Below are 20,122 nucleotides of genomic sequence, written 5' to 3'. Positions count from 1 at the left end.
GCAGAAAATAACATATTGTTATTAAAGATGCTTTCTCATGAAATCATGAGAAAAGGGCTATCCTCTGGTACAGAACGGTCACGATAAAGCAACGTGTTTTTGATTAAGTAGCCATGAATACGTTGATAGGAGCCAGTCCGATCAGCCGAATCATAAAGATGACAACAACAAAAACACTTTCCACCACTGACTCGATGTCGTCCCAACCGCTCAAATGCGGTTTGTACCCGTTTCCATTTTTCGCTAACCTCTTTGCCATCCACCTGCTTCTTCTCACTGAGAAACTGGAAGAAAATGGCCGGCGCACTCACAAACACAAAACCACTGACCAGATGTATCCGGGCTTTCGGCGTATTAATGGTCATCACCCCATGCCTTAATCCAGCGGACAGCCAGTCCCAAAATTGCTCTCCAATACAGGATGTCTCAATCGCATTTTCGTTCTGCAATGTTGCCTGAACCGAGTGTTGTGAAGGCACCGGCGTGTCTGGAGGTACGATTTCCGCTTCACTCACCATAACTTGTTCTGTGACTGTGGTGACAACATTCATCCCCATTAATGACAATAGCTGCTGCGTGCTTCCATCCGGTTGCCTCCCCTTCTCCGGCGTGACTGTCATAGCAGTAAAGAGAGGCTCATCAACAGACTTCACGGCTGATGAAACAATTTTAGTCATCGTGTTATCTTCCTGCCGTATCTGAGAGGGCAGAACATTTTCCATTGCGGTTGATAAAGGCGTAGCAGAAACATCGGGATTTCCTGAAACAATAACTTGCGGTGATGCAGCCATAACAGATAATACTTCTGATATTGTCGGTGCACCGGCTTTATTCAAAGCTTCTGTCATTATCTGATTTATTGCGTTATCTTTCTTCATCTCACCAGATAGAATACAAAACAGCGAAGGCAAGGCATCAGGTACCGACGCCAGCCAGGTCAATGCCTTAGCCGGCAGCAATCGCCCGGCAAGTAACACCCCAAAATGACAGGCAACCATCGTCTCCACTGAGGAAGTTTTGAACCGGAAACGATACGACCCCTGCGGCACAGCCAGCCCTGGGTACCAAGGTTGGCCTTCATCCAGTTCTCCGTCAAACTTTGCCAAAACAGGTAAAAAATGAAATAACGCAGCGTAAAACACCACCGTGTTCCATATCACACTTTGTGCTGCCTGCGTCTCAGGTGCCACACCCGGCGGTAACATCTGCCCTTTCGCCAGACGTACGGCAAATGCAGTACATTGCAACGTCACATCAATTAATCCGCCCAAACGGGCATAAGGTCCCTGCGGTGCCGCCGGAAGTTGTTGCATCAATGCCACACACTCATGTAATGGGGCCAGCCACAGCGTCTGATAGCGTGTTTTGGATAATGTGCTATTGTCCCACAGACACTGTAAATACTGTCGTCGCCGGGAAGTATCCAGCAATAGCCTGGACTCAGACGGCAAAAAGTAGCCTGCTTTGACCGTTTGTGGGATGGCGGTGGATTGTGGAAGTGGCTTTTTTCCTGTGGATGCTCCTGCCAGCAGGATTTTAATTTTTTTCAACACGATTAATCTCCCCTATTTTTCCTAAAACCCTAATACATCCTCTGACAGGGACAAGGCAAAACTCTTTTTCCGGGAATAAAAATTAATCGATGAAAACAGCACGCAATGATTCAAACGTTTCCAATTCAGTCACGGGTAAACGAAGCGTGTATCCGGTTATTTCGTTGAATTCGCTACGATAAGTACAAAAGGCAAGAACTTTATTCAATGATGGATCATGCAAGAAAGGATTAAAGAGGAAAATAGAATGTGTCCAGTGGATCTGGGAAGCACTATCGATTCCGACTAAAACACGTCAGGGATGAACCCAATAACCTCAGTTGGTTTATTTTGCCTCTCCGTCCTGTTGGATAAAAACTCCGGCCCAAGAGCCGGAATTGGCTTAATCCAGTGTCTCAAACCGTTTGAACCTCATACTGCTGACGATTTTTCCTGAGACGACAAGGCCAGTTTCCCAGCCAATGTACCGGAGTATACATGACCCGATGACGTTCATTCGTCAGGGCATCACCTATCACCACCTCCCCAGGTATCCCCAATAGAGAAAGCTGGATATAGGCCATCGAAGCCGCCACGACATCAATATCCACACAGGATACCCACATATGCTGAGCAGGATTATAACCTGACATTTTCAACACTTCCGCTGCCGCAATAACCATACAACCCGCACCACAAGCTGGCTCATATAAGGTGAAAAAGGGCTGCTTCGTTAAGCGTTGCTCGACGTCACTCAACTGCATTTTCGCCATTACCAAGCTGATGGGCCAGGGAGTAAAGAATTGCTTCAGATGTTTGTTGCCGAGATTCAATTGCATAAAAACACCGCCAAGAAAATCATGAGGTTCAAATTCCAATCCCATCATGACATGTTCAAGCAGTTGAGAAAACCGGCTAGCATCTTCCGGCTTATAGTGTTTGATGATTTGCAGATATCCTTGTTCCAGCTTACTGTCCGGGCAAACTGCATTATGCAGACTAATTGCCGCACATTGTACAAAATCATCGAATACTCGGTTACGATAATAATAACGGGCAGTTTCATTAAACAAGGTAATAAACGCTTTTTTATGATCAATAAAGACAGACAAAACATGCTCCTGGAAAACGGGGAACATGTCCCACTAAGGGATATATTCCCCTTGTGGGTAAATCGCCGGCGTAATATCCGCCGGCAGCAGTGTTATCAGATGCTCAGGCAAACCTGAACCTGTTTTTTTATGTCAATTCACCATAAGGAATTTCCCTGCGGGATAACATTGTCAGTGCACTAACCGTCAGGTGAAATATTGCCGAGAATGTAGTCCGGTCCGACCACTTTACGGGTACCGTCCTCATCTTCCTCACCAAATTCCAGTTCATCAATAATACCCGCTTCCCACTGCCCATTCCGGTATTTGTCGTAACCACAACAGCCACAGACCTCCTTAAAATAATGGGTGATACGGCAGTGATATTGCGTGGATAAAGGAACTATGATTTTTTCATACCACGGCTCCCTGGGTGTTTTGTCAAAATGCCCGGTCAGACTGCCATCATCATGGTGCTTCCAGGCTATGTCATAACCTCGCGGCTGCGCCATACCGTACAATCGGATATACAACTCGCGAGTCGTCTCATGACCCTTTAACAATCCACCGCAAAATCCATTGATTTCACTCGCAAGACGGGTCGGTATCAGCAGAAACAAGTCACAAGGAACTGTCTCTGTCAGCCGGTCATCAAGATGAGACCACAGCATTTCCGTGTCACGTTCTGCGTTCCAGTCAACCAGACCGAACCAGTCGCAGGACTTTTGGTTAAACAACGCTATGATGGTTTCCTGCGCTACCGGGAGCAACGTCTCCCATTTTCGCGCGGCCAGACCACTTTGTTGGTATAGCCTGTCAATCTGTTGGCTGGTGACTTCATCAAGCGCAACATTCTCTTTTAACAAGGCCAGCCATTGCTCAAACGCCCGGTTTTCCGGTGAGTCTACCCCTGTTCCTTTCGCTACCAGCGCCGGATAAAGTGGGTAATCTGTCGTTTCAGTGGGTTGCAGGAGACCGGCACAGCCCGCGACAAACAGCTTAATACTTTGATGGATAGCCTGCCCGTAATAGGGAATGACGTCTCCCAATCCCCATTGTTGCAGAGCCTCCAGTTGGTCAGGCTGACCCGTGATATGCAAACGATTAGCGTACCCCTTCGGCATAGTAAAAAATCCTCTTTTTTTACCTGAAACAGGGCTTACCCTGTGGAGGTAATGCCCCCACAGGCAAGTGATAAGTTCAGCGATGTGAAAAAAGGCTATCCCGCTTTCGGATAGACCTATCCGAATTATTTATAGCCGGACAGCCGGTCTCCACAATTTTGTGGCCTGTACATCAGGGCGCCTTCTTTTTCCAAACGCCGCGATAATCCTGCCCGTCATCACCCGGTACAAATCAGGCCGGAAATGCCTGCCATGACGACGGGCGACTTTATTCTTGCGGACAGTTTTTGGGGCTGTTTTGGTCTTAATCTTTTTCATCAGTAACGCTCCGAAATAAAAACGGGCGTTATCCCCTGACGGGAAATAACGCCCGTCAGGGTGAAAATGACTGCCGGCATCCCGGCAATCAGGGATAAAATTGTGTGATAATTTGTGTGGCTGTCAGCGTCACCTTCAGATCACATTTGTCATTCAGTAACCGGTTGAGTGTCAATACGGAGAAACCCAGCTTTTCCGCAAAATCATCTCCGCCCACCGCCTCCCGGGCACGTTCATACCAGCCTTCGTCCTTCTCTGGATGATAACCGCACGCATAAGCGACAAGATACCTGCCGTTTTGCATCGTACCCATATCAGACATGATATAAATGCCCTGATCTTTGACCAGCAACACGTCACACTGATGGGCTATCGCTTCCCGCAACACGGGTTTCAGGTCTTTAGCCTTAAAAAGTAACATCGTCGTTCTCCTGAGGAGAAACGTTCCCCTTGAGGGAACATTTCCCCCAATGGGTTAAATTTTAGTTATGCTGCCAGCCTCTGTACTGGCAAAGACAGGCTCACTGAACGGGTTTTCAGCACAAACTGCTCATCTACCCAGGTGATTGCCTCATCCACCACATCCCGATAATCTCTGACTGTTGGGTTGTTAACATCTTCAATGTCTACATCTGATCGAAAACTCTCTATCACACGATCATTTTTGTATACCACATCAACCCGAAACTGGACGGGTGTCATAAATCCATCGGAGACCGCATCGATATAGTCTTCGAGATACCCTGACTCAAATTCCTCTGCCTCAATATTGTGCAAATCCTGAGGCCCCATTAATACATCGATGTAACCGATAGCGAAGGAAAAACGCCGGATTAAACGGGGTTCAACCTGTAAGTAACGAAGAAATTGACCCAAACGTTCAAAACAATACAGACACGTTTCTGTCAACTGCTTATCCAAATAGTCCATAAAACGTGTCCAGTACTGTCGTGTTTTTCTGAACTGTTCCAGCCCAATTTGCTCATCTTCCGGCAGGCTGTCCTGCGCCGTCAGATGCAAAAACTGCTCTGCCGTCAGATTCAGTAACACGGCGGTATCCGGCCGGATAAGCGCATCCACACGACCACTGCTTTCCGGATGGGTATAAGGCATCAGCATCGGATCCTGATAAACATGAGATATCGCATCCATTCCCCGTATCCATAACGTCAGGATACGCTCACTATTTCTGCATCTGGCCCGGTTTGCCGGATCCTCAGACAAACTGTCCAAAAGATGAGTCATGATGGGCAAAAGTAACTCTTTGGTAAACTTTATATGGGTATTGACGTAATCTCCCTGGCTCTCATGAAACAGACAGAAAATAGCGTCGTCATCCAGCTCCAGCCCCATTCGCTCTGCGAATTGATGCCGGATATAAAAATGTAATAAAGACATAAGGGAAATCTCGTGATTGACGGGGTTCCCCCTGTAGGGCTGAGGAATCCCCAGAAAATAGACAAGCATAGCGTTGTGTGATCTACTGATTGTTCCACCAAGTCAATAAGGTCACTGCTATGCCTGCACGTAAAGTATGTCACAACTTCTTCAAAGATGCCTTAGCACCGTTTCATAAATATCGCCAGAATGCATTAATCGATGCCACTATGGCTTTGATTAATGGCGCTTCTCTTACGCTAACCAGTATTGGACGTTTTTTGCCCGGACAGGCTCAGGTCAAAAACAAGATAAAAAGGGTTGATCGCCTGTTAGGAAACACCGCTCTTCACAACGATATTCCTGCGATTTTTAATAATATTACTGCCATGATAACTCGTCAGTTGCCTCTTTGCGTTATTGCTGTGGACTGGAGCGGTTATCCATCGCAGGAGTATCATGTGCTTCGTGCCAGCCTTCTTTGCGACGGTCGGGCAATGCCGTTATTGAGTTGGGTTGTATCCTCGGAAAAACAAAATAACACCTTAATACAAAATCAGTTTCTTGATTCCCTCGCTAAAGCCGTCTCTTCCGATGCCAGAGTCATCATCGTCACAGACGCAGGATTTAAGAGTCCATGGTTTCGACATATTACCTCATTAGGCTGGGATTTTATTGGGCGGATCAGGAATAACGTTCAATTTCACCTAGCAGATAGTCCTGAAATATGGCTGAAAATCTCTGACTGTCCCGGAACAATAACGCCGAAATACATGGGGGCGGGAACGCTGGTCAAAGAAAAGAAAAACCGTATTAATGGTCATTTTTATACATACAAGAAATTACCTAAAGGGCGGAAAAGTAAACGTTCAAAAGGCAGGCCAATGTATACTAAAACAGACAACGAGTATCGGCAGTCAGCAAAAGAAGCCTGGCTTATTTTCAGTAGTATAGATGATTTAAAGCCACGGGAGATCATCAAGTTATACAGTCGTCGCATGCAGATAGAGCAAAACTTCCGCGATGAAAAAAGTGAGCGTTTCGGATTTGGTCTTCGTGCCAGCCACAGTCGCTCTGCGGGTAGAATGCGGGTACTGAGCTTACTGGCAACCCTGAGCACAATCGTCCTGTGGCTGATTGGTTATCACGTGGAGAATAAGGGATTACATCTGAGATATCAGGCCAACAGTATCAAATCACGGCGGGTCATCTCATATCTGACGTTAGCGGAGAACGTCTTACGACACTCCCCACTGATTTTAAAACAAATATCACTGAATGATGCTCTTAACCACTTAACAAGAGTCTACCGAAATATGGTGCTGGTTTATTAGCACCGATTTGTGGGGATCCCTCAGCCCTGTAGGGGATATCCCCTATCGGGTTAATGTGATGCCACCCAATGGTGACTTTGAATTAAAGAGGTATGTCAGCCAGCCTTGCGCATCACTATTTCGTCTTCAACTTCCTGACGCTGACGTTTGAACTGCCAGAAGCCTAAATGGTACATTGGCGTCACCATTTGCTGAGACATGACATGAGTGAGTGAATTGCCTACCGTGACCACGGCCGGGATACCCAGCAACGACAGTTGGATATACGTCATCATCGCGGCAACCGGGTCGATATCGACACAAAACGCCAACATCTGCTGCTGAGGATTAAACCCCGCTTCCAGCAGGGTCTGATGCATCGCAATAATCATCCCGCCGGCACCACAAGCCGGGTCAGACACCGTGATATATTCATGCTCTCCGGATCCCAACTTCGTCAAGCCTTCAGTGAACTGCATTCTGGCCATCATATGGCTGACAGGAAACGGCGTAAAATACTGACCGGCTTGGTCATGACCTAATTCCAGCGCCATGAAAATAGACCCCAAAAAATCACCGACCTCATACTCCAGACCCATAATAACTTCACTCAGCAAACGACTCAGCCGGAATGCATCTTCACGGGAATAACGTTTAACCCGCTGCATATAGTCCGCTTCAAATTCCTCATTTTGCAACAGCGCGTTATACAATGAACAGGCTGCCATATGCACAAAATCACAGAACACCTGCCAGCGATTTTCATGGGGTGCAATCTGGTTAAACAGTCTGATAAAAGCCTGTTTATGTGGATTCGGTTCCCGGTAAGTTGCCGCCAATGGCAGTTCCACAACGTTATCGTCAATTGGATCATTATCTTCATCCGCATAACCACGGTCAGACGCCACCGGCGGTAACAACAACCATTCAGAATGTGATGATCTGTCCGGTTCGCCAGTATCAGCGGGTTCTGTCACCGGGATCCGAGCATAGTTCAGATACGATGGCTGGCTGGCGAATAACGCCAGTGCCTCGCTGGCCTGCCCCAACTCTTCCGGAAACAACCTGCCTTCTGGCTGGTCATGTCGTTCCCAGTGATATATTCGGGCTAAAGCACTGACAGCCATCAGCGGCGTGATACCCTGATCAATATGGCGCTGAACCACCTCATCATATTCCAGCATGGTGTCATTCAGCGGCAAACCATAGTGTTCACTGAGCAACACGGCAGCCATCTGCTGCCACAATTCCACCTGGGTCGGTAACTGCTGTCTGCGGTCTTGCAAATAATCCATAGCACGGCGGGCATCATTAGCCACTTGAAATAACCACCACGGATCTGAACCCAAAGCGTGTTCCCAGGGTACTGTATTATCAGGATATACTGGGTTACCCCGAACACCGGTTAATGCCGCCACAAACGCCGCGCCCAATGCTGTCACCCATTGTTCCCGGGCTTCATCTAACTCACTTTGGGTTGTCAGGCCAAAGCGGTTTAACCGGGACGGATGGCCAGTGGCATAAACCAGTTGATGCAACAAGTCATGCCAGTATTGTGAATCTTCAACGTAGTCCCGCCGGACAGGCAGCTCAATACGATCATGCCATGGTCGGTAAACGGGCATGATGCCCGACCGATGAACCACCGGGATCCCACTGGCCGTCACCAGTTGCTGAACAGCAGTAAAACCGGGAGCCGGACGGGGAGGTAAAGGACAACCGGGTTGAAGTTCTGTCGGCAGTCCTTCACATTGTTCCAGATTAATGACACGTATCAGCGACATTGAAGGCTGGTAACGGACGATGGTTGTCGGTTTTTCACCGTTGACCACCCATCCGCCTAACGCTCTTAACTCATCACCGGTTAACCAGCGGTTAGATATCAACTGCCGCTGCAACATAGTTTGCCAGAGCAACAGCACATTGATACCGCTAAACGGTTGTCCGGTCAGCGCATGCTGCGGCAAACCGTACTCACTGGCCGCTTGCCAGGGCTGCTGCCAGGGTGCCCATCCACTTTCCAGGCTGTCTGTAAGACGTCGGGTTATTAACCGGCAGATATCATCCGGTAGGTAAGAAAGGGTCATCATCTTTCCTGTCTAAAATCAAGGAAGAGACCCGTCCACAGGGAGTCGTCTCTCCCCGGGGGATAAATAATTAGCGCATGAAATAATGAGCTATTTTGGCCGGTAACGCGGTCAGCCCGTGATAAACTGCTGACCAGTCAACTTCGTAAACGTGAAGCATCAAACACACGCCTGTCACCAGCGACGTCAATGCTATCCCGGTCAACAGCCAGCGACGACGCTGCCTGAGTTTTCTCTCCTTTAGCTGAACCTGTTGATACAGGAACAGCCCCAGCGTCTGCAACTCACTGAACCGGTGAAATTCCTCACGCCGTAAGGCTTCACAAGCCTCATCGTAACGCTCAAGCTCGGTCGGATGATGGCGAGCAAGAAAACAGCGGTAACCATGATTTCTCAGCGTGTGATAGTGATTGTCGAATTGCGCCTGCAGCCACTGATTAAACCGGCTACGGGTTTTTCTGAATATCTCCGGTTCAGCCAGCGCCTGCACTGACAGAGACTGAGACGGTTCCCGAATGTGTTCTTTAGTCGTCATTGTACTCATAGGGTTAACTCCTGTTGTAAAAAAATGACTGACGGAGTTAACCCTCACGGGTTTCCCCGTCAGGGTGATCAATAAATTAAGCGTCCAACGCAATCAGCAACCGATCAGATTCATGTTTAAGCCGCAGCACTTGCCACAAAGGAGCCTTCATGTCGCCGTCGTGCGGCAAACAGAAAAAACCAAACGTCACCTCACAGACTCCCGGCTTGGCTGCCGACCAGGCTTTGAATGCCTGGTAAATCAGTTGATGAAACCGTTCTGTTTCATATTCTGGCGCAGACGGATAACTTACCATTCGCAGCCAGACAGGCTCCTCAATCGCCACGGCCGGCATCACCGCCCGGGTAACGGCAGTCAACGTCTTATTGACCATTATGCGGCCTCATCATAAGCCTTCGATAAACTACGCTGTCTCAGCAGACGCGTGAGCATCTGTTGCGCCGAATCCACCGCTTCCGTCTCGTCGATAAGGTACCGCTCGCCATAAAACGGCTCCGGACTCTCATAACCGAAATACAGCAACTCCACACCCGGTTTATAGCTGTGTCTATCTCTGACCACCACCGGTCTCCCGCACAACTTCGCGTCATCAGAAAGTTGCCATTTACCGGCATACACCGTGTGTCTTCGCGCATGAGCTGCCGGTAACCTCACCGGTCTTCGCCGTAACAACCAGGACAGCACATGGTAAAACGACAACGAAATCCAGCGAATCACGCCCCAAAGCACTGTCACAAAGATCATTAGCATGGTTCGTCTCCTTTTATCCCCATAACAACCGGAAAACCAGTAACAACACACCCAGCGTTAAGATCCCTGCAAATTTAAGCAGCGTTATCACGCTCAAAAGTTTGAAGAATGCGTCACGATCACGGTAGTCACATTCATCACGGATCAAATCGCGGATGAGGGATTGTTGTTTCGGGGTTAATGTCTCTGAAGCCGGCAGGATTATCGGATCAGAAGGTGAATGAAAAGCAGGCATTAACAGCTCCTGTTACCGGAAACCCGCCCCTGACGGGGACAAGCCCCGGGAAGTGAAAAAAGATGTCCGTCAAGAACATCATACAAAGTGAATAAATCCGTCAGGTCAATCCTTATCAGGACGCCTTTAAGATACGGGAACTGGCCCTGTTATCGCCAACCCGGGAAACACGCCTCACTTGGATTAAATAAAAATTCAGTTCGAATAAGCAGATAATATTTAATCAATAGCCGCGAGTATTTTTTCAGCTTCTGAATGCCCACGAGCATAACCATACAAAGCATGAAAGGCTTTAATATCGTCGTCCTGCTCACTGAAATCTGCCAGTTCATACAGAGAGAATAGCGTCACCGTGATGCCAAAAGCCTCCGCTGACATGATCCCCTCAAAACCATTATCCTCAACAAACACACGGTATTGTTGTTGAAACGTCGGAACGGCATAAAAAATGCCATTTGACAAAACACGGCCCTCCCAGAAATCGCCCTGATACCCGGGACATAACCGAATGGCCCGGCGAAAAAACATTTTCTTTAACAACGCCTCAAGCCAGCTTTGTGTCGAAAACAGTTCTTCAAACCGGACAGATTTCACCGATATTTCCGTTGATAACGATAAAGTTTGCATCATATTTCCTCGAATGAAAAAAACGAGGAACACTCTCCCTGTATCAGGGAAAAGTCTTCCCCGTCAGGGTGGTAGTCAGAATGGGTATCACGGTATTAACCGCTTATCCGGCAGGTAGAAAATTTCATGACGCCAGTCACCGCAGTCATCATCATCACTGCTGTCAACAGGGGTCAAACAGGTTTCCTATACGTGGTTCGCTTGTCCGGGCAGACTCGTGAGTCTCAAAGCCGCATTTTATATTTCCTATTAGCAATCCTCCTGATGACTGAGGAAGATTGTCACCCATCGGGAAACTAAACGCCTCCACTGGGTCAGTAAAATTGCACCTTCATCACTGATGAGTGATACCCGTTTTCAAAGGATAAACGGGTGTACCGCCCAAAGGCGCCACTTTGCAGGCTACAGTGGCATTACAGGTCACTCGAAAGCGTCAGTCTCAGACCCCCTGACATTAAGAGCAGTCACCCGAAAGCGTTCCTCTCAAACTGCAAGAACATTGACAGTTGTTCAAAAACAACAAATAAGCCAATCTATGCTAAACAGAATACTTTTCTTATTCAAGCTAAATCCAAAAACAGATTAATCATGGCCACCCTGTCTATTATACACACGGGCAACATAATGCCCTCGCCCGTCACCATGCCCTAAATCCATCGAAACCATCGCTTCCGCTTCTTTTCGACTGAATCCTTTCGACAGATGATAATTTATGGCCTCAACAGCATAAGCATAACGCAAACTGTGTGGCGAAGACTTTCCGGTTAATCCCGCTTCCCTGACGATATTCCGGTAACGATCAATGGCCGAATGTAAATTCGGTTTATCAATCAAACGACCCTGATTTTTATTGGCATACTTTATTGCCGTTCTGACTGCCTGGATCACTTTATCCCGATCAACCACCGTCGTGTCACGGGGACGTCCCCCTTTTGTACCAAACACCACCCTCACTCTTTCATCCCCACGCAATAAGGCTTTTTCCCACGTTCTTAATGACTTTGCCGCCTGAACCGCTTCTTCCGTTCGCAGTCCCAGATAACGAGAAAGTTGCATAGCCGCAGCTACCCCTTCATCTTTCCCCCGGACCAAAACAAGCGTCGTGTGATAACGCTCATCCGAAATCGCCATCTTAGTCCCCTCCCGGCTGGCGCCAGATAATCCGAGCGCATGATTACTTAACCGTTTGTGATGAGGGTTAGCTAATTGAGATCTTCCCGCCATAGCGAATATCGCCCGAACAGCCGCCATCTCATTTTGTAACGTGCGCTTTGAAATATTCTCTGACTTTCGGCTATCAATATATTTTTCAATATGATTCATTTTCATATTCTTAATATCACGGATTTGAATATTTAATATCGCCATGCTTTCTGCCAGACGTTTGGCGATTTTCATTCTGTCTGAAACGGTTTTAAAACTGCCGCCAGCCTGACGGGCCAATGTGACTAACTGTTTACTCAACTTTGACATGCAAACGATTTCCTTTTTAACCCACACGACACCACCGCTTGTAACCTGACGGAGGCAAGCAATACAAAACGGTATTCTGAATGTCATCTCTCAACCCCAACGGCACGGTTTGATTTGCGCTTCCTGCGGCTCGACTGATATCTGTGCATCGGGGTGGCGAAATGTTGAGTTCTTACGAGGCACCCCAGCTCTCTGAGCTGTTCGCGGTTTACACCGTCCTGACCGTTGTCAGACTACCTCCAACGCCAGTTTTCACTGACGTCGCCATCAATATCGAGTCGATTGTTCTCCTTCTTCTGAATATAAAACGTCAACATGATTGTTTTTCACTCAAGACGTTAGGGTAAGTGGCAGTCTTCAAACTATCCTGACCAATGTACTACGTGTCGATCAGACGGTAGAAGACGTGGGGAAAGCTTGTATTACGTGGCTTGGCAGGTTGTACGCTGGCAGCGTCACTTGGTTTTCGTTATCACGCCAACAAGTGACGCTGCCCGTTTCTTCTGGACCCCATGCGTTGTCCGCAAAATAGCCAATAACCTGTCCAATCTGGCAACAGTCATCCAGACTGCTGAACGAAACCACCCAGGCAAGCCAATCGTAGAAAGCAAAATCAACCCGCAGGTTGTTGTCTGAGGATACTGGCAAGTCAGAAAAGTGTCTGTGAAATTGCACCTTCATCACTTTGTTAGTGATACCCGTTTTCAAAGGATAAACGGATTTGCCGTCCGAAGACGCCATCTCTCAGGCGATGATGGCATTGAGATCAGCCACCCGAAGGCGTTCCTCTCAGACTGCGGGAACATTAACGATCGCTTACGCGACAACGAATACTACCTTAAATTAATCAAGGTCCATTTCAACGTCAAGAAAGCTTTTCATACCGCATAGAATAATCATTTATGCTTTTCAAAAAGTGAGCAAAATGACAAGCCGAACCGTTGACAAAAAGCAAGACGGGCATAGATAAATCTGCACTGGCGATCTTTGTCTCCCTAGAATTCATGATTTTTTCCACTCTGTGAATTAATGACGAACACCTGCTTCTGATGGTTATCTCCCAATCCGAAATAGCATAGCGTCAGTTCTGCCAACTGAGCTAAAAATCATCATCCAACCTAATCAAAAAGGGTCATACTTCATCACACATTAACAACATCTGTCACAGTTAAAGTCATTTCATACCGAAATAAATCATCATAAATGTGATATTCATCACATAATTAAAATAAAACAATAAAATTTATTTGAAATTATTAATGCTGGTTATTAAATGATTAATATTAATCTATTTTTTATACAATATTGTCACAAAATAATCACATTGGCCTGTTTTTTGCTTTTCAATATAACCCCTTGTTTTTGCTGCTATCTTAACCAACCCCCTATTTTAGTTGCCCAGTTGATAATCAACCCTAAATATTGATCGCTAAGCTAAATTTGTGGTTAATGCTGCTTCGGCATTGTGGAATAGAAAGTCAATGAAAAGAAGTATTTTAGTATTTGTGGTTTTTTGTAGCGTGGCTTCAGGCAGTCAGGCCGCCGACATCGCAGAACAACAACTCATTCATCAACAGGCCCGCCAGCAAGCCCTGGAGGCGCAATTAGCCCCGCCGCCTGCGGAGGTTCGCCTGTCTGTACCGGAAACGGGGGCGTCATCCGCCTTTCCGGTGGAAACCCCGTGTTTTCCTATCACCCGCGTCAGACTGGCAGGCACCGAAAATTTCCCGCACTGGTTGCCGTTCAGGCGTGTCGCCCAACAGGGCGAAAACCATTGCCTGGGCGATAAAGGCATTAGCCGGCTGATGACCCAATTGCAAAATCAGCTCATCAATCACGGCTATGTCACCAGCCGGGTTCTGGCTCCTCGCCAGGATTTACGTACCCACACCTTAAAACTGGTGATGATACCGGGAAAAATCCGGCATATCCGCTATACCCCGGACAGCGGGAAAGATATCCAGCGGATAACCCCCTTTCCCGCGCGTGAAGGCAAATTGCTGGATTTACGGGACATTGAGCAGGGATTATAAAACTTGCAACGTTTCCCGACCGTGCAGGCGGAGATGAACATTGTCCCGGCAGAGCAGCCGGGGGAGAGCGATATTGTGCTGAACTGGCGTCAGTCACGGCACTGGCGAGTCGCCACGTATCTGGATGATACCGGCTCTAAGAGCACCGGGCGTTATCAGGGCGGACTCACCTTCTTTCTGGATAACCCGCTGGCGTTAAGCGACCTGTTCTATCTCTCCGGGGGACGCGATATTCACGCATCTGCCGGGAAAGGCAGCCAAAACGACACGCTCTATTACTCCGTGCCCTTCGGCTACTGGATGACGAGCGTGACGGCCAGTCATTACGATTATACCCAGACAATAGCCGGGCTGAATCAGGCGATCCAATACCGGGGCAAAAGCCAAAACCTGGCGGTCCAGCTTAGCCGGGTGCTGCACCGTAATGCTGACCAGAAAACCTTGCTTAACGGTGAAATTTATCGTCGGGCGTCCCGTAATTTTATTGATAACACTGAAATCGATGTTCAGCGCCGGGAAACCGCGGGCTGGAAGCTGGGCTGAGGGATCCCCACAAATCGGTGCTAATAAACCAGCACCATATTTCGGTAGACTCTTGTTAAGTGGTTAAGAGCATCATTCAGTGATATTTGTTTTAAAATCAGTGGGGAGTGTCGTAAGACGTTCTCCGCTAACGTCAGATATGAGATGACCCGCCGTGATTTGATACTGTTGGCCTGATATCTCAGATGTAATCCCTTATTCTCCACGTGATAACCAATCAGCCACAGGACGATTGTGCTCAGGGTTGCCAGTAAGCTCAGTACCCGCATTCTACCCGCAGAGCGACTGTGGCTGGCACGAAGACCAAATCCGAAACGCTCACTTTTTTCATCGCGGAAGTTTTGCTCTATCTGCATGCGACGACTGTATAACTTGATGATCTCCCGTGGCTTTAAATCATCTATACTACTGAAAATAAGCCAGGCTTCTTTTGCTGATTGCCGATACTCGTTGTCTGTTTTAGTATACATTGGCCTGCCTTTTGAACGTTTACTTTTCCGCCCTTTAGGTAATTTCTTGTATGTATAAAAATGACCATTAATACGGTTTTTCTTTTCTTTGACCAGCGTTCCCGCCCCCATGTATTTCGGCGTTATTGTTCCGGGACAGTCAGAGATTTTCAGCCATATTTCAGGACTATCTGCTAGGTGAAATTGAACGTTATTCCTGATCCGCCCAATAAAATCCCAGCCTAATGAGGTAATATGTCGAAACCATGGACTCTTAAATCCTGCGTCTGTGACGATGATGACTCTGGCATCGGAAGAGACGGCTTTAGCGAGGGAATCAAGAAACTGATTTTGTATTAAGGTGTTATTTTGTTTTTCCGAGGATACAACCCAACTCAATAACGGCATTGCCCGACCGTCGCAAAGAAGGCTGGCACGAAGCACATGATACTCCTGCGATGGATAACCGCTCCAGTCCACAGCAATAACGCAAAGAGGCAACTGACGAGTTATCATGGCAGTAATATTATTAAAAATCGCAGGAATATCGTTGTGAGGAGCGGTGTTTCCTAACAGGCGATCAACCCTTTTTATCTTGTTTTTGACCTGAGCCTGTCCGGGCAAAAAACGTCCAATACTGGTTAGCGTAAGAGAAGCGCCATTAATCAAAGCCATAGTGGCATCGATTAATGCATTCTGGCGATATTTATGAAACGGTGCTAAGGCATCTTTGAAGAAGTTGTGACATACTTTACGTGCAGGCATAGCAGTGACCTTATTGACTTGGTGGAACAATCAGTAGATCACACAACGCTATGCTTGTCTATTTTCTGGGGATTCCTCAGCCCCCCGAGGGCTTCCCTGAACAAAATCGCGTGGTCATGCTAGGATTTCCGTATATTAATTTTTGCCTTTCTAATTAAAAAAACGAGAAAACCCCTGTTGATTTCTCAACAGGGGTTTATCCCGAATATCTTTCGGCATCAGCAGCATGATTTCCATCATCTGTGACCCTAGCACGTTGCTAGCGGCAATAGCCGCGATCAGCAGGGGGAATACTACAGCAACAAACAGATAGCGTCAAGCATCCTGCTGCTAAAACAACAGCCTGTAATGAATCACAAAGAATGGAAAAGAGGCAAGTGAAAAGTATAGGTGAAATATCACAATCATTATTATATTATTTTAAATCATGTGAGAAAAGGATATGAATTACAATGACCGTCAAAAGTGTTCTAATGTCGATATCAGAAAGACGTATATCAACTTACAAAAGAGGTTTTAACACAGAAGATGAAGCTGAATGTTTAGGACTCTATATATGGAATAAAAGGCTCTGCGCCACTTTTTTTCCTGTATTACAACTTTTAGAAGTTTCGCTAAGAAACAGTTTATACTATGGTCACTTAGCATATCAACGGCAAAAACTTATAGATAGTGGGCTTCCCCCTGCCGCTGCTGAAATGGCAATAGACAGAAACTGGATTCAACATTTCTATTTAAATACAGAAGACAACAAATTTATAAAAAGCCGTGAGGCAGTGGAAAATGCCCTTTCTTCTATCCAAGAAGAAAAAAGAGAAGTAACTCCGGATGAATTGATTGCAAAGCTTACATTTGGTGTATGGAGTAACATTTGCTCCAATCATCATAAATCTGATAAACAAGGGTCCCTTAAAATATGGCCGGAAATGATAGATTTTTCATTCCCAGGTGAAAAAGTGACTTTCAAGCATATAACCAACGACATAAAAAAACTTAATTTTCTTCGTAATAGAATCGCTCATCATGAGCCTATATGGCATAATAAGAAAAGTTTTTCAGTTGAAGGTCACATTAATACAGTACTCAATAGTTTTAAGATGTGTTTGAACTTAATTAAATATATTAACCCCTCTAATCTCAAAACAATTGTTATTATGGAAAGTATAGAGCAAATAACACAACTGTGTAAAAAGGAAACTATTGAGAGATTCAAACAGGCAGCCAAAGATTTTGATCAAGTACATCCAGTAGATATAGAGGCTTGGTATAATACAAACATTACAGAAACAAGATTGGATGGTGTAATTGTAAAGGTTGAAGGTAAGGTGGTTTCAATAAAAGCATTTAAACATCCAAGTAATCTATTTGTTCTCGATGCCCATGGAAATCATGAAAAGAACTTACCTCACGAAATAGGTATTAACGTGAATTTCGAGCCAGACAATACAAGTAGCACATGGGTTGCAAAAAATGTTAGAAGAAAATAATAACGGCCTTTTAACGCTAAATAAAAAGGCAAAAATATACTAACAAACTTTATATTTTACATCTAACTGAAGTAGCTAGGCTGGCCATTTTTTTGCCACATACAGAAGAAACGCTTGCCGCAGCTTAGCTACATGATACAGTAGAGGACACAAGCATAATGCTTCAAAATCTCAAACGAGAATTTAGTGATAAATAAGTTTTCATAATTATGCTCCACTTCCAACCAGCCCTTGTGTACCAAGATATACAGCCTTTTCATCCAAGTGGTCTGTAGAATCAACAGGGCGGGATTCCACTTTGTATTTAATTTAATCAAAGATAAGTTGACTACGGAATTCCCCTGACCAAATGGCTCTTCGACGTTTAGCCGCCTGACTGTCTTTTATACTGGTATTCTGTTTAATCACATTTAATGCAATTCGGTTAAAAAGCGCCATTTGTGCAGCCCCATCAGGATCTTTGAGTGAGATAGCATCTTCTCGAAAAGTGACATCTAATACCCAATGCAGCTCGTTTTCCACCGACCAGTGCCTTCTTATTGCCTTAGCCACGATTTCCGCCTCCAACGGTAGCGAGCTGACATACCAGCGTGAATCACGATGGGGAGGCTGACCTTTTACGCTTCGTTCACTGACTACTTCAATAACACTTTGTATTGAAGGCCATTGCCGCCGAAGGACCTCCGGCAATACGGCACGAATTTGCATGACATGCCGAAATTCTGTCCGTCCATGACCGCTATTTTTCTGCGTAAAGTCAACAAGCTCATCACTCTCATAATGCGAAGCAAAATACGATTTGACCCATTCATGGAGGGTCTTTTGATTGCCTTTGAGACCGACAATAAAATCACCGCCGCGCTGAGTAATTAACGCAAGGGTTTCTTTCTGGCAATGCAGGGCATCCATAGTGACAATCGCGCCATCAAGCGCCAGTAATTCAATCAATTGTCTGGCAACCGGACCTTCCTGACCTTTGCTTTCGGCTGCCTGATGGTATAGGGCTACACCGGATTCAACATCATAAGCACTGACCACATGCAGGGCTTCAAATAATGTCCCCTTACAGGTTCCTCTCAGGGTTTTTCCATCAATGGCGATAAGACTTTTTCCCAGGGCTAACGCATGATCATTTTTTATCCATAAGATGACGAATTAACCGTACAAAATAAGCCACGCTTTATTCTTGTTGCAATCTTATCTGTTTACCGTTATTTATCCACAACTTCCCGTAATAATGGCCTTATTTATGACTCAGAAAGCCCTGTTTGACTACCTCGAAGCCTTACCTGACCCACGTCAACAAGCAAAATGTTCTCATGTGCTATCTGAGGTCATTTTTATGGCACTTTGTGCCATGATGTGTGGTTTTGATACCTGGTCCGAAATTGCGCTCTTTGCTCAGGAACGCGAAAAATGGTTTAAGCGTTGGTTAACCCTGGCAAATGGGGTTCCCTCACATGACACTTTTAACCGGATTTTTGCCATTATGCCAGCCAGTACCCTGCAATCATTGTTTCAGGAATGGGTGGATCATATTTTGAAAAAGGAAGGTCTTTCAGGGCAACTGGCGGTTGACGGTAAGGCGTTAAGGGCAACAGCAAAAGGTCGGGGAGCTAATCGTATCCATACCGTCAATGTCTGGTCAACTGAACTGGGACTCTGCCTTGGGCAACAAAAAGTGGAGAAAAAATCCAATGAAATAAAAGCCATTCCTGAACTTCTCCAATTATTGGCGCTGGAAGGATGTCTTGTGAGCATTGATGCTGCGGGAACGCAAACAAAAATCGCCGAGATTATTCTGGAAAAATCCGCGGATTATTTGCTGGCAGTCAAAGATAATCAGCCGACACTGGCCGCTGAAGTCAGCGCGCAATTTCACGCTTTTTGGGCGAATACGCCAAAAGATCTTGCCGGCCCCTCTTTCTACGAACAATTTGATAATCAGCATGGTCGCCAGGAACATCGCCGATGCTGGCAATTCCCTGTTGGTGAGCAGATGCCCATTTGTCAGAAATGGAAAGCAAAGACGATAATAGCAGTCCAATCTGAACGGACAGAAAAAGGACGTGGGCATGATTTTGTCCGATTTTATATCAGTAGCCAGCCAATGAATGCGGAGAAAGCCTTGCAAGCAACACGCTCTCACTGGTCGGTGGAGAATCATTTACACTGGTCACTTGATGTTGCGTTTCGAGAGGATAAACTCCAGGCCCGGATAGGATTTGCCGGTGAAAATTTAGCTGTACTCAGAAAATGGATTTTGAATATGCTGAAACAGAATAAATCCCGTAAGTTAAGCATGGAAAATAAACGCAGGCTCTGTTGTTTAAATGATGATTATTTATTCGAATCCTTGAGTTTGTTTATATAA

20 protein-coding genes and 1 pseudogene are annotated in these 20,122 nt (G+C 46.2%); 5 read left to right on the top strand and 16 right to left on the bottom strand.

Going from position 1 to position 20,122, the window contains the following annotated elements; genetic code table 11:
* Window positions 1–35: 35 nt before the first annotated feature.
* The 6 genes from VY86_RS12775 to VY86_RS12750 all read right to left on the bottom strand — a co-directional run bounded on the left by VY86_RS12775 (window position 36) and on the right by VY86_RS12750 (window position 5,463).
* Complete coding sequence (locus VY86_RS12775; protein ID WP_046975219.1) at window positions 36–1,553, bottom strand: conjugal transfer nickase/helicase domain-containing protein; 1,518 nt, start codon at window positions 1,551–1,553, stop codon at window positions 36–38.
* A 395-nt stretch (window positions 1,554–1,948) separates the two neighbouring features.
* Complete coding sequence (locus VY86_RS12770) at window positions 1,949–2,671, bottom strand: N-6 DNA methylase (RefSeq protein WP_011145490.1); 723 nt, start codon at window positions 2,669–2,671, stop codon at window positions 1,949–1,951.
* A gap of 152 nt (window positions 2,672–2,823) precedes the next feature.
* Window positions 2,824–3,747: a DUF1281 domain-containing protein gene (locus VY86_RS12765; RefSeq protein ID WP_046975218.1), complete on the bottom strand. Its 924-nt coding sequence runs from the start codon at window positions 3,745–3,747 to the stop codon at window positions 2,824–2,826.
* A gap of 129 nt (window positions 3,748–3,876) precedes the next feature.
* Window positions 3,877–4,065 carry a hypothetical protein gene (locus VY86_RS12760; RefSeq protein ID WP_046975217.1) on the bottom strand — a complete coding sequence of 63 codons (189 nt, stop codon included), beginning with the start codon at window positions 4,063–4,065 and terminating at the stop codon, window positions 3,877–3,879.
* 88 nt (window positions 4,066–4,153) lie between these two features.
* Complete coding sequence (locus tag VY86_RS12755) at window positions 4,154–4,486, bottom strand: DUF3085 domain-containing protein (protein ID WP_046975216.1); 333 nt, start codon at window positions 4,484–4,486, stop codon at window positions 4,154–4,156.
* Window positions 4,487–4,551: 65 nt separating this feature from the next.
* On the bottom strand, window positions 4,552–5,463 hold the full coding sequence (locus VY86_RS12750) for a hypothetical protein (protein ID WP_046975215.1): 912 nt from the start codon (window positions 5,461–5,463) through the stop codon (window positions 4,552–4,554).
* A 119-nt stretch (window positions 5,464–5,582) separates the two neighbouring features.
* On the opposite strand from VY86_RS12750, the gene VY86_RS12745 reads away from it, so the two are divergent.
* Entirely contained in the window at window positions 5,583–6,776 is a 1,194-nt protein-coding gene (locus VY86_RS12745; RefSeq protein ID WP_046975214.1) for an IS4 family transposase, read from the top strand.
* 95 nt (window positions 6,777–6,871) lie between these two features.
* Here the strand turns inward: VY86_RS12745 and VY86_RS12740 are convergent, their stop codons facing one another.
* From VY86_RS12740 to VY86_RS12705, 8 genes are all read right to left on the bottom strand, one after another.
* Entirely contained in the window at window positions 6,872–8,842 is a 1,971-nt protein-coding gene (locus VY86_RS12740; RefSeq protein WP_046975213.1) for a TA system toxin CbtA family protein, read from the bottom strand.
* A gap of 70 nt (window positions 8,843–8,912) precedes the next feature.
* Window positions 8,913–9,386: a hypothetical protein gene (locus VY86_RS12735; protein WP_046975212.1), complete on the bottom strand. Its 474-nt coding sequence runs from the start codon at window positions 9,384–9,386 to the stop codon at window positions 8,913–8,915.
* Window positions 9,387–9,462: 76 nt separating this feature from the next.
* Window positions 9,463–9,759, bottom strand: a complete 297-nt coding sequence (locus tag VY86_RS12730) for a hypothetical protein (RefSeq protein ID WP_046975211.1) — start codon at window positions 9,757–9,759, stop codon at window positions 9,463–9,465.
* Entirely contained in the window at window positions 9,759–10,058 is a 300-nt protein-coding gene (locus tag VY86_RS12725) for a hypothetical protein (protein ID WP_238591470.1), read from the bottom strand. Before VY86_RS12725 ends, VY86_RS12730 begins: the two co-directional genes overlap by 1 nt.
* Before the next feature lie 91 nt (window positions 10,059–10,149).
* Window positions 10,150–10,371 carry a hypothetical protein gene (locus VY86_RS12720; RefSeq protein ID WP_046975209.1) on the bottom strand — a complete coding sequence of 74 codons (222 nt, stop codon included), beginning with the start codon at window positions 10,369–10,371 and terminating at the stop codon, window positions 10,150–10,152.
* Window positions 10,372–10,590: 219 nt separating this feature from the next.
* On the bottom strand, window positions 10,591–10,998 hold the full coding sequence (locus VY86_RS12715; RefSeq protein WP_051560679.1) for an antirestriction protein: 408 nt from the start codon (window positions 10,996–10,998) through the stop codon (window positions 10,591–10,593).
* A gap of 582 nt (window positions 10,999–11,580) precedes the next feature.
* Window positions 11,581–12,471 carry an integrase domain-containing protein gene (locus VY86_RS12710; protein ID WP_046975208.1) on the bottom strand — a complete coding sequence of 297 codons (891 nt, stop codon included), beginning with the start codon at window positions 12,469–12,471 and terminating at the stop codon, window positions 11,581–11,583.
* Window positions 12,472–12,861: 390 nt separating this feature from the next.
* A complete protein-coding gene (locus tag VY86_RS12705; RefSeq protein ID WP_046975207.1) occupies window positions 12,862–13,212 on the bottom strand; it encodes a hypothetical protein in 351 nt (116 codons plus the stop codon).
* A 740-nt stretch (window positions 13,213–13,952) separates the two neighbouring features.
* Between VY86_RS12705 and VY86_RS25910 the strand changes: the two genes are divergently transcribed.
* A complete protein-coding gene (locus VY86_RS25910) occupies window positions 13,953–14,504 on the top strand; it encodes a POTRA domain-containing protein (RefSeq protein WP_238591469.1) in 552 nt (183 codons plus the stop codon).
* A gap of 3 nt (window positions 14,505–14,507) precedes the next feature.
* Window positions 14,508–15,047, top strand: coding sequence for a ShlB/FhaC/HecB family hemolysin secretion/activation protein (locus tag VY86_RS25905; RefSeq protein ID WP_238591468.1), 540 nt, complete (start codon window positions 14,508–14,510; stop codon window positions 15,045–15,047).
* A gap of 20 nt (window positions 15,048–15,067) precedes the next feature.
* Here VY86_RS25905 and VY86_RS12695 read toward each other — a convergent pair whose 3' ends face one another.
* Entirely contained in the window at window positions 15,068–16,261 is a 1,194-nt protein-coding gene (locus tag VY86_RS12695) for an IS4 family transposase (RefSeq protein ID WP_046975206.1), read from the bottom strand.
* Between the two features lie 452 nt (window positions 16,262–16,713).
* On the opposite strand from VY86_RS12695, the gene VY86_RS12690 reads away from it, so the two are divergent.
* Window positions 16,714–17,748, top strand: a complete 1,035-nt coding sequence (locus VY86_RS12690) for an Abi family protein (protein ID WP_046975205.1) — start codon at window positions 16,714–16,716, stop codon at window positions 17,746–17,748.
* Window positions 17,749–18,057: 309 nt separating this feature from the next.
* Here the strand turns inward: VY86_RS12690 and VY86_RS12685 are convergent.
* Window positions 18,058–18,864, bottom strand: a pseudogene (locus VY86_RS12685) (ISAs1-like element ISPlu18 family transposase); the annotation flags it as partial.
* Window positions 18,865–18,997: 133 nt separating this feature from the next.
* Between VY86_RS12685 and VY86_RS12680 the strand changes: the two are divergent.
* The gene (locus VY86_RS12680) at window positions 18,998–20,122 is read left to right on the top strand and encodes an ISAs1 family transposase (protein WP_046973730.1); all 1,125 of its coding nucleotides are present in this window, start codon (window positions 18,998–19,000) and stop codon (window positions 20,120–20,122) included.

The sequence above is a fragment of the Photorhabdus thracensis genome, from assembly GCF_001010285.1.
Lineage (GTDB): Bacteria > Pseudomonadota > Gammaproteobacteria > Enterobacterales > Enterobacteriaceae > Photorhabdus > Photorhabdus temperata.
The sequence above is the reverse complement of the archived record's forward strand: the minus strand, read 5'-3'. Positions and strand labels throughout refer to the sequence as shown.

What these genes read in the sequence shown, in the direction of transcription:
- VY86_RS12765 (WP_046975218.1), bottom strand. Translation starts at nt 3,747, where the DNA reads ATGCCGAAGGGGTACGCTAATCGTTTGCATATCACGGGTCAGCCTGAC.
- VY86_RS12705 (WP_046975207.1), bottom strand. Translation starts at nt 13,212, where the DNA reads ATGGCGTCTTCGGACGGCAAATCCGTTTATCCTTTGAAAACGGGTATC.
- VY86_RS12750 (WP_046975215.1), bottom strand. Translation starts at nt 5,463, where the DNA reads ATGTCTTTATTACATTTTTATATCCGGCATCAATTCGCAGAGCGAATG.
- VY86_RS12755 (WP_046975216.1), bottom strand. Translation starts at nt 4,486, where the DNA reads ATGTTACTTTTTAAGGCTAAAGACCTGAAACCCGTGTTGCGGGAAGCG.
- VY86_RS12715 (WP_051560679.1), bottom strand. Translation starts at nt 10,998, where the DNA reads ATGCAAACTTTATCGTTATCAACGGAAATATCGGTGAAATCTGTCCGG.
- VY86_RS12735 (WP_046975212.1), bottom strand. Translation starts at nt 9,386, where the DNA reads ATGAGTACAATGACGACTAAAGAACACATTCGGGAACCGTCTCAGTCT.
- VY86_RS12720 (WP_046975209.1), bottom strand. Translation starts at nt 10,371, where the DNA reads ATGCCTGCTTTTCATTCACCTTCTGATCCGATAATCCTGCCGGCTTCA.
- VY86_RS12770 (WP_011145490.1), bottom strand. Translation starts at nt 2,671, where the DNA reads ATGTTCCCCGTTTTCCAGGAGCATGTTTTGTCTGTCTTTATTGATCAT.
- VY86_RS12690 (WP_046975205.1), top strand. Translation starts at nt 16,714, where the DNA reads ATGACCGTCAAAAGTGTTCTAATGTCGATATCAGAAAGACGTATATCA.
- VY86_RS25910 (WP_238591469.1), top strand. Translation starts at nt 13,953, where the DNA reads ATGAAAAGAAGTATTTTAGTATTTGTGGTTTTTTGTAGCGTGGCTTCA.
- VY86_RS12695 (WP_046975206.1), bottom strand. Translation starts at nt 16,261, where the DNA reads ATGCCTGCACGTAAAGTATGTCACAACTTCTTCAAAGATGCCTTAGCA.
- VY86_RS12680 (WP_046973730.1), top strand. Translation starts at nt 18,998, where the DNA reads ATGACTCAGAAAGCCCTGTTTGACTACCTCGAAGCCTTACCTGACCCA.
- VY86_RS12730 (WP_046975211.1), bottom strand. Translation starts at nt 9,759, where the DNA reads ATGGTCAATAAGACGTTGACTGCCGTTACCCGGGCGGTGATGCCGGCC.
- VY86_RS12760 (WP_046975217.1), bottom strand. Translation starts at nt 4,065, where the DNA reads ATGAAAAAGATTAAGACCAAAACAGCCCCAAAAACTGTCCGCAAGAAT.
- VY86_RS12710 (WP_046975208.1), bottom strand. Translation starts at nt 12,471, where the DNA reads ATGTCAAAGTTGAGTAAACAGTTAGTCACATTGGCCCGTCAGGCTGGC.
- VY86_RS12740 (WP_046975213.1), bottom strand. Translation starts at nt 8,842, where the DNA reads ATGACCCTTTCTTACCTACCGGATGATATCTGCCGGTTAATAACCCGA.
- VY86_RS12745 (WP_046975214.1), top strand. Translation starts at nt 5,583, where the DNA reads ATGCCTGCACGTAAAGTATGTCACAACTTCTTCAAAGATGCCTTAGCA.